The following is a 14,139-nucleotide window of genomic DNA, read 5'->3' on the forward strand; positions in this document are numbered from 1 at the left end:
GGTCCCCCTCCCCCGGAAACGCCGTTTCCGGGGGAGGATTTAGATTCAGTCCGCACCCTTCGGCCCGCGGCCCTGCAGCATGCCGGGGGCGATGAATCCAAGCGGCTGGATCGCCGAGGCCTGCTGCTTCAGCCGGCCCGACATCGCCTGGTACTCATTCTCCATCTCGGGCGTGACCGTGGCGCGCGAATCGGCGAGGGCCTCGTCGAAATGCGCCTGGGTCACTTCCTTGGTCTGGAGCGACTGGCGCAGCGCGACCAGGCCGGCGCGGCGGACCACGTCCTCCAGATCGGCACCGGTATAGCGCTCGGTCTGCTCGGCGACCGACTTTAGATCGACGTCGGAGGCCAGCGGCATCTTCGCGGTCTGGATGCGCAGGATCCGCTCGCGACCGGCCGCATCGGGCACACCGACATAGACCAGCTCGTCGAACCGGCCCGGGCGCAGCAGCGCCGGATCGATCAGGTTCGGCCGGTTGGTCGCGCCGATCACCACCACCGACTGCAGCTCCTCGAGCCCGTCCATCTCGGCGAGGATCGTGTTGACCACGCGCTCGGTCGCCTGGGGCTCGCCCAGGCCGCCGCCGCGCGCCGGCACCAGCGAATCGAGTTCGTCGATGAAGATCACGCAGGGCGCGACCTGGCGGGCACGGGCGAACAGCCGGGCGATCTGCTGCTCGGATTCGCCATACCATTTGCTGAGCAGGTCGCTCGACTTGGTGGCGATGAAATTCGCCTCCGCCTCGCGCGCGACGGCCTTGGCGAGCAGCGTCTTGCCGGTGCCCGGCGGCCCATAGAGCAGGAAGCCCTTGGCCGGGCGGATGCCGAGGCGGCGGAACGCGTCGGGATCCTTGAGCGGCAGCTCCACGCCTTCCTTGAGCCGCATCTGGGCATCGTCGAGCCCGCCGACATCCTCCCAGCGCACCGTCGGCGCCTGGACCATGACTTCGCGCATCGCCGAAGGCTGGACGCGCTTGAGCGCCTCGAGGAAGTCCTCGCGCGTTACGGCCAGCGTATCGAGCACCTCGGGCGGGATCGTGCCCTTCTCGAGATCAAGCTTGGGCATGATCCGGCGCACCGCCTCGATCGCCGCCTCGCGGGCGAGCGCCGACAGGTCGGCCCCGACGAAACCGAAGGTGGTGCGGGCGAGCTCGCCGAGATCGACCTTGTCGCCGAGCGGCATGCCACGCGTGTGGATGCCGAGGATCTCGCGGCGGCCACGCTCGTCCGGCACGCCGACGACGATCTCGCGGTCGAACCGGCCCGGCCGGCGCAGTGCCTCGTCGATCGCGTCCGGCCGGTTGGTCGCGGCGATGACGACGATGTTGGCGCGCGCCTCCAGCCCGTCCATCAGCGTGAGCAGCTGGGCGACGAGGCGCTTCTCCGCCTCGCCCGAGACCTGGCCGCGCTTGGGCGCGATCGAATCGATCTCGTCGATGAAGACGATCGACGGCGCCGCCTTGGCCGCTTCCTCGAAGATCTGACGCAGCCGGCCTTCCGATTCGCCATAGGCCGAGCCCATGATCTCGGGCCCGTTGATCAGGAAGAACTGCGCGTCCGATTCGTTGGCGACCGCGCGGGCGAGCCGCGTCTTGCCGGTGCCGGGCGGGCCATGGAGCAGCACGCCCTTGGGCGGATCGACGCCGAGGCGCTGGAACAGCTCGGGATAGCGCAGCGGCAGCTCGACCATCTCGCGCAGCTGGTCGATCGTGCCGGCCATGCCGCCGATATCGTCATAGGTGACGTCGGCGCGACGCGCGTCTCCGCTCGCCTCTTCATATTCGGGGCGCAGCTCGACCTCGGTATTCTCGTCGATATGGACGATGCCCTTGGGGCTGGCCGAGACGACGGTGAGGCGGATCTCCTGCAGCGCATAGGCCGGCGCGCGGAGGAACTGGGCGACCTGGGGCGGGATGTCGGCGCGCTGCTGGCCGGCAGTGGCGACGACGTCGCCCTGGGCGAGCGGGCGCTGGAAGAAGACGCGCTTCAATGCCTCGCCGCTGCCCTGGAGGCGGAGATTCTGCTGGGCGGGCGCGAATACCACGCGCGTCGCCGGCTTGGACTGCGCCTTGCGCACTTCGACGAAATCGCCCGAGCCGACGCCGGCATTGGCGCGCTGGAGACCGTCGATACGCAGGAGCTCAAGGCCCTCGTCCTCGGCATAGGGCAGCACGGCAAGCGCCGGGGTGGCGCGCTTGCCGACAATCTCGATCACATCGCCTTCGGTGAGGCCGAGCCGCGCCATCAGGGCGCGCGGCAGATGCGCGAGGCCACGACCGCTGTCCTCGGGCCGGGCATTGGCAACCTGCAGCCGGGTAGGCTGCGCTTCTTCGTCCGCCATTTTCTGTTCTCCCCAGGCGTGTGAGACGCCGGAGGTGGGGAATCGTTCAGACAAAAAAAAGGCCGATCGCGAGGACCGGCCGGGAAAGTTTTAGGAGAGGATGCCTGAAAGGCACGTGCTTTGTGCAGTGCGGGCGGTTTTTGTGCAAGTGCGAAAAGAAACATTAACGCGTGCACAACTTGCAATCGCGAATAACAAGAGCGATATATGGCCAACACCCAAAAGGGCATTGGCGTGGGGCGAAACCCGCGCCAAGGATAATGACGCAGCGCAACAAAAAGAGAGCGAGATGCGACGACTTCCTCCCCTGACGGCAATCGAAGCATTCGTGCAGGTGGCGCGGCTCGGCTCGATCAAGGCCGCGGCGGAGGAGCTGGCGCTCTCCTCGCCGGCGCTGAGCCGCCGCGTCCAGGCGCTCGAGCGCTTCATCGGCAAGCCGCTGTTCGAGCGGCGCCACCAGGCGCTCAAGCTCAACGACGATGGCGACCGGCTGCTCGGCATGATCGCCCCGGCGCTCGACACCATGGCCGATGCGGTGGAGACGATGACCAGCGGCACCGAGCTGCTGCGCCTGCGCCTCGGCCTGCTGCCGCTGTTCGCGACGCAGCGGCTGATGCCGCACATGGGCGACCTCAAGCGCAAGCATCCCGAGCTGCATCTCGATGTGGACACGGGCGGCCATGCGGTGGCGCGGCTGGGCGACGGACTCGACGCGGCAATCGTGGTGGCGCGCGACATCGACCCGACGCTCTATGCCAAAAGGCTCGATCGCAACCGCGTCTACGTGATCGGCGCGCGCGCGCTGCTCGAAGGGCCGGATCCGATCACCAGGCCCGAGCAATTGTCGCGGCTGACCGCGCTGGTGCACCGCGACATGGCCGACACCTTCACCGCGTGGCGCGCGGCGGCGGGGCTTTCGGAGCAGGAGATCGAGCCGGCGGCGATCGACCATTTCGATTCGGGCACGCTCATGCTCGAGGCGGCGGCGCAGGGGCTGGGCGTCGCCTTCATGCTCGAATCGCATTTCGAGGCGGCGCGCGACGAGCGACTGGTCCAGCTCTTCGACCTGACCGTGGACAGCGACTATAGCTACTGGTTCGTCTGTCGCCCGCGCGCGCTGACTACACGGCCGGTCAAGCTGTTCCACGACTGGCTAGTCGACGTGCTCGAGGCAGACCGGGTGGCGTGATGCATAAAGCCCCTCCCCTTCAGGGGAGGGGTTTGGGGTGGGGAGGTCTCACCGCGACGTTCGCACGCGGATAGGCCCCACCCCAAACCCCTCCCCCGAGGGGGAGGGGCTAGAAGGACTTTACGCCTCGGTGCGGGCCTTGACGATCTTGCCCGGGTTGCGCGGCGGCTCGCCCTTCGGCAGCGCGTCGACATGCTCCATGCCCTCGGTGACCACGCCCCAGACGGTGTACTGGCCGTCGAGGAACGTCGCGTCGTCGAGGCAGATGAAGAACTGCGAGTTGGCGCTGTTCGGGTCCATCGTGCGGGCCATCGAGCAGACGCCGCGGACATGCGGCTCGCGGCTGAACTCGGCCGGCAGGTTGGGCAGGCTCGAACCGCTCATGCCGGTGCCGGTCGGGTCGCCGCCCTGGGCCATGAAGCCGTCGATCACGCGGTGGAAGACGACGTCGTCATAGAAGCCTTCGTCGGCGAGGGTGGCGATGCGCTCGACATGCTTGGGGGCGAGATCGGGGCGCAGCTGGATGTGCACCTCGCCGGTGTCGAGGGTCATGACGAGCTTGGTGGGTTCGGACACGAAACTTACTCCTGAGAAGGCTTTGCACAGCACCTAGTGGGGCGCGGGGCGACTTGCAAATCGGCGGAGAGGGTGGCAGCGGCGGAAGCGGGGCCAAACAGGGAGGTCGAACCTTGAGCGAGACCGAACTTCAAGCGGATAGCATGGTCCCCGAGCCCCAGCTCGACGAGGACGACCGGCTGCGGCCGGAGTTCGTCGATGCGGTGCTCGACGCGGTGCACGACGGCGACTCCGCCCGGGCGCACGCGCTGGCCGAGCCGCTCCACCCCGCCGACATCGCCGACCTGGTCGAGCTCGCCCCCTCCGAGGACCGCGCCGCGCTGGTCAGCGCGATCGCCGACCTGATCGACGGCGACGTGCTCGCCGAGATGAACGACTGGGTGCGCGAGGCGCTGGTCGAATCGCTCACCGCCACCCAGGTGGCGGACATCGCCGCCGAGCTCGATACCGACGACGCCGTCGCGATCATCGAGGACATGGACGTCGAGGACCAGCGCGAGGTGCTGCGCGCGCTCGACCCCGACGACCGCGCCGCGATCGAGGAAGCGCTTTCCTATCCGGAGGAATCCGCCGGCCGCCTGATGCAGCGCGAGCTGATCGCGGTGCCCGAGCACTGGTCCGTCGGCGACGTGCTCGATTACCTGCGCAAGAACGAGGATCTGGCGACCGACTTCTGGGAAATCTTCGTCGTCGATCCCAGCCACAAGCCGGTGGGCACCTGCGCGCTCTCCTGGATCCTGCGTACCCCGCGCATCGTCTCGATGGGCGATGTGATGAAGCGCGAACAGACGCTGATCCCGGTCGACATGGACCAGGAGGAAGTGGCGCTCCGCTTCCAGAAATACGCGCTGATCTCGGCCGCGGTGATCGACCCCAACGGCCGGCTGGTCGGCATGATCACGGTGGACGACGTGGTCCACATCATCTCCGAGGAGGCAGGCGAGGACGCGCTGCTGCTCTCGGGTGCCGGCGAAGGCGACATCAACGAACCGGTGATCGACAGCTACAAGGGCCGGGTGCGCTGGCTGCTGACCAATTTGCTCACCGCGCTGGTGGCGGCGACGATCATCAGCCTGTTCGAGGGCACGATCCAGAAGATGGTGGCGCTGGCCGCGCTGATGCCGATCGTCGCGGGCGTGGGCGGCAATGCCGGCACCCAGACCATGGCGGTGACGGTGCGCGCGCTCGCCACCAACCAGCTGACCCAGTCCAACACCCTGCGCGCGATCCAGCGCGAGATCTCGATCGCGCTGCTCAACGGCGTGACCGTGGCGGTGGTGATCGGCACCGCAGTGGGGCTGTTCTATCATCACGCCGCGCTGGGCGGGGTGATCGCGGCGGCGATGATGACCAACATCTTCATCGCCGGCCTGGCCGGTGTGGTGGTGCCGGTGACGCTCGACCGGCTCAGGGCCGATCCGGCGGTGGCCAGCTCGATCTTCGTGACGATGACCACCGATTCGATGGGGTTCCTCGCCTTCCTCGGTCTCGCCAGCGCGAGCGGTCTGGTCGGTTGATCCAGGCCGGATCGCACACCAGATTGATCCCGTGCCACTTCATCTGACCAAGGTCGCCTTTGGCTGCGACTCCGTAGACTATCTCGCCCAGCGCCTCGCCTCGCGCGGGGAGATCTGGGGGCTGACCACCCGCTACCTGCCCAAAAGGCATGAGGAGATCGGCGGCGAGGGATCGCTGTTCTGGATCCTCAAGCACCAGCTGGTCGGCCGCACGCCGATCGTCGGGTTCAGCGAGGCCGAGGGCGGGCGCACCGCTATCCTGATGGAGCCGCGGCTGATCCTGGTCGCCAACCGGCCCAAGCGCGCGCACCAGGGCTGGCGCTATCTCGAGGACGCGGATGCGCCCAAGGACCTCGGCGAGGCCGGGGCGGGGCTGGACGAGCTGCCGCCCGCGCTGATGGGCGAGCTGGCGGGGCTGGGGTTGATCTGAAACTCTAGCCCTCTCCCGCGAAAGCGGGAGAGGGATTGTGGATCAGTTCACCAGCAACGGATAGGCATTGCGGAACGCCGCGACCTTCGGCTTGTCGTAGCGCACGATGTAGGGATAAGTCGGGTTCCGCCAGAAGAAGTCCTGGTGATAGGCCTCGGCCGGATAGAAGGTTCCGGTCTCGAGCTTCGTCACGATCGGCTTGGGGAAGGCCTTCGCCTTGGTCAGCTGCGCGATATAGGCGGCGGCGACGCTGCGCTGCTCGTCATTCTGCGGGAAGATCGCCGAGCGATAGCTGGGGCCGGTATCGGGATATTGCCGGTTGAGCTGGGTCGGATCGTGCGCGACCGAGAAATAGATGCGCAGCAGCGTGCCGTAGCTGACCTTCTTCGGATCATAGGCGATGCGCACCGCCTCGGCATGGCCGGTCTTCTCGGTCGAGACCTGGGCATAGGTCGCGGTCTGCGCGGTGCCGCCGGCATAGCCGCTCGTCACCGAATGGACACCCTTCACCGACTGGAAGACCGCTTCCATCCCCCAGAAGCAGCCGCCGGCAAGGACGGCGACCTGCTCGCCCTTGCCCGGCTTCACGTCGACCGCGGGTACGGGCACCGGCACGGCGCGCTCCGCCGCGCTTCCCTGCACGGTGAGCAGCAGCAGGCCGCCCGCGAGCGCGGCAGCAGTCAGGACGTATTTCGACATCGCGAATCCTCAACAGGAGGGGGCACTCTCTCCCCCTATACGTCGTCAATCCGTGGCGCGTTACAAGTCAGCGCAGGGCCGCGCAGGCTTCCTGAATGCGCGTGCATGCCTCGGTGAGCAGCGCGTCCGAGGTGGCATAGCTGATCCGCAGCGCCGGCGAGAAGCCGAAGGCCGCGCCATGCACCGCCGCGACCCGCGCCTCGGTGAGCAGATAGCCGACCATTTCCTCGTCGGTGGTGATCACCTGGCCCTTGGGCGTGGTCTTGCCGATCAGCTGACTGAACTCGGGATAGACGTAGAAGGCGCCTTCCGGACGCGGACAGGTCATGCCGTTGATCTGGTTGAGCATCGACACGACGAGATCGCGGCGGCCCTGGAAGGCGGCGACGCGCTCCGCGAGGAAGCTCTGGTCGCCGTTCAACGCCGCGACCGAGGCGGCCTGCGAGATGCTCGACGGGTTCGAGGTCGACTGCGACTGGAGCTTGCCCATCGCCTTGATCAGCCAGGCCGGGCCGCCCGCATAACCGATGCGCCAGCCAGTCATCGCATAGGCCTTGGAAACGCCGTTGGCGGTCAGCGTGCGATCATAGAGCGACGGGCAGACCTGCGCGATCGTGGCGAATTCGAAGCCGTCGTACAGGATGTGCTCGTACATATCGTCGGCATAGATCAGCACATGCGGGTGCCGCTCGAGCACTTCGCCCAGCGCCTTGAGCTCGGCGGCCGAATAGGCGGCGCCGGTCGGGTTGGACGGCGAGTTGAGCACCACCCACTTGGTCTTCGCGGTGATCGCCGCCTCGAGCTGCTCGGGCCTGATCTTGTAGCCCGCGTCCGCGCCGGCCGAGATGAAGACCGGCTTGCCGCCGGCGAACTCGACCACATCGGGATAGCTGACCCAATAGGGTGCCGGGATCACGACCTCGTCGCCGGCGTCGATCGTCGCGCAGAAGGCGTTGAACAGGGTGTGCTTGCCGCCCGAGTTCACGCTGATCTGGTTCTCGGCATAGGTGAGGCCGTTGTCGCGGGCGTATTTGGCGATGACCGCCTGCTTCAGCTCGGGCGTGCCGTCGACATTGGTGTACTTGGTCTTGCCGGCGCGGATCGCCTCGATCGCGGCTTCCTTGACGAAGTCCGGCGTGTCGAAATCGGGCTCGCCGGCGCCGAGGCCAATCACGTCGATGCCGGCGCGCTTCAGCTCGAACACCTTGCTCGTCATCGCGAGCGTGGCGGAGGGCTGGATACGATTGAGCGCGGCCGAGGTCTGCATGAATGGCGCCTTTTCCGGGAGGGGAGACGCCGGGCCTATAGGACTGGGTTCCGGGCTTTCGCAACCGTTACGGCTGAAACCAGTCCGCGAAGGGCATTGCCGATATAGAAGCCGCCCGCGAGATCCTCGGGCCGAAGGTCGCCCTCAACCGCGCGGCCGGTCTCGATCAGCTCGGCGCGCAGCACGCCCGGCAGCAGGCCGCGGGCGAGCGGCGGCGTGACCAAAGTGCCGTCGCGCTCGACGAAGATCGAGGTGAAGCTGCCCTCGGTGAGATAGCCGGCCTCGTCGGTGAACAGCACTTCCCAGGCGCCGGAATCGCGCCGTGCCTCGTCATAAAAGGCACGGCGGCTGGTCTTGTGGGCGAGGCGGAAGTCGTCGCGCGCGAGCCGGCGCGGCGTGATCGCGACCTGGACGGGACCGGCCGGCGCCTCGGGCAGCGGGGCGATGCCGATGGCGATGGCACCCGAAGGGGCAAGCAGCAGCCGCACGCGCGCGGGCGCACGGAGCCGGAAGGTCGCGGCCTGCAACTCGTTGCGCGCTTCGTGGCGATCGAACTCGAAACCGAAGGTGCGCGCGCTCGCCTTCATCCGCGCGAGATGCCGCTCGAGCAGGGGCAGGCCGGCAAGCGGATCGAAGCGCATCGTCTCGATCAGGTCGAACGGCGTTTCACCGGACGTGACGAAGGCGCCCTTGGCCAGGCACTCGTCCCATTCCTCGGCGGCGTTCGAATCGGCGACCACGCCCGATCCTAACCCGAGCAGCGCGCGTGTCGCCCCCTCTTCTATGGTCAAGGTTCGGATAGCCACGTTGAAACTGGCATCGCCGTCCGACGTGATCGCACCGATCGCCCCGGTATAGATGCCGCGCGGGCCATGCTCGACCTCGGCGATCACCTGCATCGCCCGCAGCTTGGGCGCGCCGGTGACCGAGCCGCAGGGGAACAGCCCCGCCAGCACTTCGATCGGCCCGGCATCGCCCGAGGGATAGGCGGTGACGGTGGAGACCATCTGGTGGACGGTCGGATAGCGCTCGACCTGGAACAGCGAGGGCACCTTCACCGTGCCCGGCTGCGCGACCCGGGTGAGATCGTTGCGCATCAGATCGACGATCATCAGATTCTCGGCGCGCTGCTTGGGATCGGCGGCCAGCGCGGCGGCGATGGCATCATCCTCGACCGGAGTCGCGCCGCGCCGCGCGGTGCCCTTCATCGGGCGCACGGTGATGCCGTCCTTGTCTTCATTGTAATCGAAGAACAGCTCGGGCGAGAAGGACAGCACCCAGTGGCTGCCGGTGAAGACGAGCGCGCTGTGGCCGGCAGCGGCGCGGCGGCGGATCAGCGCGTAGAGCGCCGCCGGATGGCCGGCAAAGGGCACGTCGGCGCGGAAGGTGAGGTTGGCCTGATAGATGTCGCCTGCTTCAATATAGTCGGCTACGCGGTCGAACTGGCCGCGATAGGCCGCGGCAGTGATGTGCGGCAGCGGCGCGCCAGCCCAGGCGCCCGCCGGATCGGGGAGCAGGGCTTCCGCATCGACTTGCTCGACAAGCGGGAAGATGCCGAACCACAGGCATGGTCCCTCGCCCCGCTGGACGGCGGCATGCGGCTCGATCCCGGGCGCGGCTTCATAGGAACAGAAGCCGGCAAGGTTGAAGCCGTGATCGAACCACAGCTCCATGCCCTGCAAGGCACGCTGCATCTCTTCCGGCGAATCGGCACGCACCGCGCCCGCCGGCGTGTGGAACAGCCGGGCGCCCGAGCCACCAGGCCGGGCATCGTCGAGCAGGACGAAAGGAGTGTCGGGCAGGGTCATGCCGTGCCCCGCATGCAGCCGCTTCGCACGGACGGCAAGCCCGTGTTGCCGCGCGCGGGCGCGCCGCCTATCTCGGGGCCATGTCCAATCCCCCGATGCGCGCCGCGGTGATCCCGGTCACGCCGCTCCAGCAGAATTGCACGCTCCTGTGGTGCACCGAGACGATGAAGGGCGCGTTCGTCGATCCCGGCGGCGACCTGGAGAAGCTGCGCGCGGCGGCGAAGCAGCAGGCGGTGACGATCGAGAAGATCCTCGTCACCCATGGCCATATCGACCATTGCGGTGCCGCGGGCGAGTTCGCCAAGGAACTGGGCGTGCCGCTGGAAGGACCGCACGAGGCGGATCGTTTCTGGATCTCCCGGCTCGACGAGGACGGTCGGAAATACGGCATCCGCGGCACCGTGTTCGAGCCCGATCGCTGGCTGGAGCAGGGCGACCAGGTGACGGTCGGCAACCTGACTCTCGATGTCTATCATTGCCCCGGTCACACGCCGGGCCATGTCGTCTTCCACCATCCCGAATCGAAGTTCGCGACAGTGGGCGACGTGCTGTTCCAGGGATCGATCGGCCGCACCGACTTTCCGCTGGGCAACCACCAGGACCTGCTCGACGCGATCGTGGAGCGGCTGTGGCCGCTTGGGGACGACACGACCTTCGTCCCAGGGCACGGCCCGCTCAGCAATTTCGGGCATGAGCGGAAGACCAATCCGTTCGTCGCCGATTCGGTGCTGGCGAAGGGGTAGGGCCCTAGCGTCATCTCCGCGCAGGCGGGAATCCACAGCCAAAAGCGATTCGGACACGGCGCGGCTCACCGTTTCCGGCAAGCTGCCGCTTGATTGCTTGGCATTTCCCAAACCACCTTAGGATCCCCGCCTGCGCGGGGATGACGATTATTGGCTGGTATAGGCCGAGGCATTGCGTGCTCAGTTCCCCGGCGAAGGCCGGGGCCCAGTCTCGGCGCATTGTCGATGGCGCCGGAGACTCTCTTACGACGTTGCAACTGGACCCCGGCCTTCGCCGGGGAACAGCTATGTGCGGCTCACCCCTTCGGCCCGATCTTGAAGACGGTGGTCGGCGCGGCCTGCTGGTACTGGCTGCCGATATAGATGCCATAGGCGGCGAGGCCGAGCATCGTGACCATGGTCAGCGCGATGCCGATTCGGCGGCCCAGGCCCCAGCCGTCCATCCCGAAGGCGTGGAGGATGCGCCCGAGGACCAGCGCGAAGCCGACGCCCCACAGCCAGATGCTGGTCCCCGTGGCGAGCTCGACCAGGGCGAGCAGCACGAGAATCAGCGGGACATATTCGGTGAAGTTCAGCTGTGCGCGCATACGGCGGACGAGCCGGTCGTCGCCGCCATCGCCGACGAAGATCTTCTCGGCGAGTCGCAGCCGGCTGATTCGCAAACCGAGCCAGAAGTTGATCACGGCAGCGGCGCCGGCGGTGCAGAGCGTAACGGGCAAGATCAGCATATATGAGGTCCCCTCCAACGCCCCATCCCTACACTCCCTTGCTTCCCCTGCAAGAATCGCTATAGGCGCGCACTCGCTTTCGTGACCGTCCGCTGGTCCGGCGAGCGCCGGAGCTTCCGTCGCTTGCCCGCTGGGCCGTGCGGGCGTATCGCGATTTTGACTTTGGTTTCGTTAGAAGGTGCCGAAATGGCCGTTCCCAAGAGAAAGACTACGCCGTCGCGGCGTGGCATGCGTCGCGCTCATGACGCCCTGGTGCCGCAGGCGTTCCAGGAATGCCCGAACTGTGGCGAGCTGAAGCGTCCGCACGTGCTGTGCGGTTCGTGCGGCCACTATAACGGCCGCGAGATCGTCTCGGCCGAAGACTGATTCGGTAACGATTGGGCCGGATCGCGCGGGGGCATGCGAGTATGACGAATTCCTCTCGAATCGCCGTCGATGCGATGGGCGGTGACGAGGGAATTGCGGTCATGCTCGCCGGTGTCGCGCGTGCGCGCCGTCGATTCGAGGGCATGGAGTTCATCCTCGTCGGAGACGAGGCACAGATCCGCGAGGGTCTGAAGAACCACCCGAACCTGACGGCCGCTTCGGAAATTGTCCACGCGCCGGACGTCGTCGCCTCGGAAGAGAAGCCGAGCGCGGCGATTCGGCGTGCCAAGACGACATCGATGGGAATCGCCATCGACCTGGTGAAGCAGGGCAAGGCCGGCGCCGCCGTCTCGTCGGGCAATACCGGGGCGCTGATGGCGATGGCCAAGCTGTCGCTGCGCACCATGCCGGGGATCGACCGGCCGGCGCTCGCCGCGCTGATGCCAACGCTGGGCGAGAACGACACGGTGATGCTCGACCTGGGCGCCAATACCGAGGTCGATGCCCGCAATCTCGTCCAGTTCGCGGTGATGGGTGCCGCCTATGCGCGCACCGCGCTCGACCTGCAGAACCCGCGGGTCGCGCTGCTCAACATCGGCACCGAGGACATGAAGGGTACCGACTCGATCCGCGAGGCCGCGGCCGAGCTGCGCGCCGCCGAGCATCTGCGGCTCGACTTCAAGGGCTTCATCGAGGGCAACAAGCTTTCGCGCGGCGATGTCGACGTGATCGTCTGCGACGGCTTCTCGGGCAACATCGCCCTGAAGACGGTGGAAGGCACCGCGCGATTCGTCGCGGACCTGCTCAAGCGCGCCTTTTCCAGCTCGACCCGCTCGAAGATCGGCTTCCTGATCTCCAAGCCGGCGACCGAGCTGCTGCGCACCCACCTCGACCCCAATAATCACAATGGCGCGGTCTTCCTCGGCCTGAACGGCATCGTCGTGAAGAGCCATGGCAGCGCCAACGAACTCGGCGTCGACACCGCGATCGGCTTCGCGGCGAAGATGCTCCGCGACGATCTCAATCGCCGCATCGCCGAGGATCTCGGGAACTTCGAAGCAAAGGCGGCGTAGACACTTCAAGATGACCTTGCGTTCCGTCATCATCGGCACTGGTTCCGCCCTGCCGCCCCGCCGCGTTTCCAACGCCGAACTCGCCCAGGAAGTGGATACGAGCGACGAGTGGATCGTCGAGCGGACCGGCATCCGCTTCCGCCACATCGCCGGGCCGGACGAGACCACCGGCACGCTGGCCGCCGAGGCCGCCAAGGCCGCGCTCGCCAATGCCGGCACCGCCGCGGCGGACATCGACCTGATCGTCCTCGCCACCGCGACTCCGGACCAGACCTTCCCGGCAACCGCCACCAAGGTGCAGGCGCTGCTGGGCATCCCCGACTGCGTGGCGTTCGACGTCGCCGCGGTCTGCTCGGGCTTCCTCTATGCCGTGCAGGTTGCCGATTCGATGCTGCGCGCCGGAGTCCACAAGCGGGCGCTGGTGATCGGTGCCGAGACGTTCAGCCGCATCCTCGACTGGGAAGACCGCGCGACCTGCGTGCTGTTCGGCGACGGTGCTGGGGCGATCGTGCTGGAATCCCAGGATACGGATTCCGAGAGCGGTCGCGGCATTCTCGCCACCAAGTTGCACGCCGATGGCCGCTACAACGACATGCTCTATGTCGATGGTGGTCCCTCGACCACCCAGACGGTCGGCAAGCTGCGGATGAAGGGCCGCGAGGTGTTCCGCCATGCGGTGGTCAACCTCGCCACGGTGATGTCCGAGTCGCTGGCGCTGGCCGGGCTGGAGCCTTCGGACGTCGACTGGGTGGTGCCGCACCAGGCCAATGCCCGCATCCTCGACGCGACGGCGCGCAAGCTCGACCTGCCGGCCGAGAAGGTGATCGTCACCGTCGACCAGCACGCCAACACCTCCGCCGCCTCGGTGCCGCTCGCACTCGACGCCGCGGTGCGCGACGGGCGCATCCGGCAAGGGGACCTGCTGGTACTGGAAGCGATGGGCGGCGGCTTCACCTGGGGCGCGGCGGTGGTGCGTTTCTGATAGCTGCGAAAAAACGCAGATAATCATTCCGGAACCTCAATGTTCCCGTTTGCTGTGTCGAAACAATCTGATACGACTAACTCGACACAGTTGAACGCAAGGGGGAGTTGCCGGATGACGGCTGCGGGCACGCTGACCAGGGCCGATCTCGCCGAATCGCTTCATCGCGAAGTGGGGCTGTCGCGCGCCGATGCTGCGCGGCTCGTCGAGCAGATCCTCAGCCATATGTGCGAGGCGCTGGCCGAGGGCCAGAACGTCAAGATCTCGGGCTTCGGCAGCTTCATCCTGCGTGATAAGGGCGAGCGCATCGGCCGCAACCCCAAGACCGGCGTCGAAGTGCCGATCGCGCCGCGCCGCGTCCTCACCTTCCGTGCAAGCCAGATGATGCGTGACCGCATCGTCTCGGCGAGCTGAGAGGAAG

14 protein-coding genes are annotated in these 14,139 nt (G+C 67.1%); 8 read left to right on the plus strand and 6 right to left on the minus strand.

What is annotated here, in order from left to right; translation table 11 throughout:
- Positions 1 to 45 precede the first annotated feature (45 nt).
- A complete protein-coding gene (locus ACEN8G_RS19720; RefSeq protein WP_413419214.1) occupies positions 46 to 2,340 on the minus strand; it encodes a CDC48 family AAA ATPase in 2,295 nt (764 codons plus the stop codon).
- 289 nt (positions 2,341 to 2,629) lie between these two features.
- Here ACEN8G_RS19720 and ACEN8G_RS19725 point away from each other — a divergent pair, with 289 nt between their 5' ends.
- Complete coding sequence (locus tag ACEN8G_RS19725) at positions 2,630 to 3,529, plus strand: LysR substrate-binding domain-containing protein (protein WP_307116773.1); 900 nt, start codon at positions 2,630 to 2,632, stop codon at positions 3,527 to 3,529.
- 120 nt (positions 3,530 to 3,649) lie between these two features.
- Here the strand turns inward: ACEN8G_RS19725 and ACEN8G_RS19730 are convergent, their stop codons facing one another.
- Complete coding sequence (locus ACEN8G_RS19730; protein ID WP_373422959.1) at positions 3,650 to 4,081, minus strand: peptidylprolyl isomerase; 432 nt, start codon at positions 4,079 to 4,081, stop codon at positions 3,650 to 3,652.
- A gap of 137 nt (positions 4,082 to 4,218) precedes the next feature.
- Here ACEN8G_RS19730 and mgtE point away from each other — a divergent pair, with 137 nt between their 5' ends.
- The gene (gene mgtE, locus ACEN8G_RS19735) at positions 4,219 to 5,622 is read left to right on the plus strand and encodes a magnesium transporter (RefSeq protein WP_413415452.1); all 1,404 of its coding nucleotides are present in this window, start codon (positions 4,219 to 4,221) and stop codon (positions 5,620 to 5,622) included.
- Between the two features lie 31 nt (positions 5,623 to 5,653).
- On the plus strand, positions 5,654 to 6,052 hold the full coding sequence (locus tag ACEN8G_RS19740) for a DUF1489 family protein (protein WP_413415453.1): 399 nt from the start codon (positions 5,654 to 5,656) through the stop codon (positions 6,050 to 6,052).
- A 42-nt stretch (positions 6,053 to 6,094) separates the two neighbouring features.
- Here the strand turns inward: ACEN8G_RS19740 and msrA are convergent, their stop codons facing one another.
- The 3 genes from msrA to pabB all read right to left on the minus strand — a co-directional run bounded on the left by msrA (position 6,095) and on the right by pabB (position 9,826).
- On the minus strand, positions 6,095 to 6,751 hold the full coding sequence (gene msrA / locus ACEN8G_RS19745; RefSeq protein WP_307116776.1) for a peptide-methionine (S)-S-oxide reductase MsrA: 657 nt from the start codon (positions 6,749 to 6,751) through the stop codon (positions 6,095 to 6,097).
- Positions 6,752 to 6,818: 67 nt separating this feature from the next.
- Complete coding sequence (locus tag ACEN8G_RS19750; RefSeq protein ID WP_413415454.1) at positions 6,819 to 8,018, minus strand: pyridoxal phosphate-dependent aminotransferase; 1,200 nt, start codon at positions 8,016 to 8,018, stop codon at positions 6,819 to 6,821.
- Between the two features lie 35 nt (positions 8,019 to 8,053).
- Positions 8,054 to 9,826 (minus strand): aminodeoxychorismate synthase component I, encoded by a 1,773-nt coding sequence (pabB, locus tag ACEN8G_RS19755; protein WP_413415455.1) that lies wholly within the window; start codon positions 9,824 to 9,826, stop codon positions 8,054 to 8,056.
- An 80-nt stretch (positions 9,827 to 9,906) separates the two neighbouring features.
- Here pabB and ACEN8G_RS19760 point away from each other — a divergent pair, with 80 nt between their 5' ends.
- On the plus strand, positions 9,907 to 10,569 hold the full coding sequence (locus ACEN8G_RS19760; RefSeq protein WP_413415456.1) for an MBL fold metallo-hydrolase: 663 nt from the start codon (positions 9,907 to 9,909) through the stop codon (positions 10,567 to 10,569).
- Between the two features lie 296 nt (positions 10,570 to 10,865).
- Here the strand turns inward: ACEN8G_RS19760 and ACEN8G_RS19765 are convergent, their stop codons facing one another.
- On the minus strand, positions 10,866 to 11,297 hold the full coding sequence (locus ACEN8G_RS19765) for an MAPEG family protein (RefSeq protein WP_413415457.1): 432 nt from the start codon (positions 11,295 to 11,297) through the stop codon (positions 10,866 to 10,868).
- Between the two features lie 186 nt (positions 11,298 to 11,483).
- Here ACEN8G_RS19765 and rpmF point away from each other — a divergent pair, with 186 nt between their 5' ends.
- The 4 genes from rpmF to ACEN8G_RS19785 are packed head-to-tail and all read left to right on the plus strand — an operon-like array spanning position 11,484 to position 14,132.
- On the plus strand, positions 11,484 to 11,663 hold the full coding sequence (rpmF, locus tag ACEN8G_RS19770) for a 50S ribosomal protein L32 (RefSeq protein ID WP_277767293.1): 180 nt from the start codon (positions 11,484 to 11,486) through the stop codon (positions 11,661 to 11,663).
- Positions 11,664 to 11,704: 41 nt separating this feature from the next.
- Positions 11,705 to 12,736, plus strand: coding sequence for a phosphate acyltransferase PlsX (plsX, locus tag ACEN8G_RS19775; RefSeq protein ID WP_307116781.1), 1,032 nt, complete (start codon positions 11,705 to 11,707; stop codon positions 12,734 to 12,736).
- Positions 12,737 to 12,746: 10 nt separating this feature from the next.
- Entirely contained in the window at positions 12,747 to 13,718 is a 972-nt protein-coding gene (locus ACEN8G_RS19780; RefSeq protein WP_413415459.1) for a beta-ketoacyl-ACP synthase III, read from the plus strand.
- A 39-nt stretch (positions 13,719 to 13,757) separates the two neighbouring features.
- The gene (locus tag ACEN8G_RS19785; RefSeq protein WP_307116783.1) at positions 13,758 to 14,132 is read left to right on the plus strand and encodes an integration host factor subunit alpha; all 375 of its coding nucleotides are present in this window, start codon (positions 13,758 to 13,760) and stop codon (positions 14,130 to 14,132) included.
- Positions 14,133 to 14,139: the final 7 nt, after the last annotated feature.

The organism is Sphingomonas sp. Sphisp66, assembly GCF_047324325.1.
In the GTDB taxonomy this organism is placed as follows: domain Bacteria; phylum Pseudomonadota; class Alphaproteobacteria; order Sphingomonadales; family Sphingomonadaceae; genus Sphingomonas.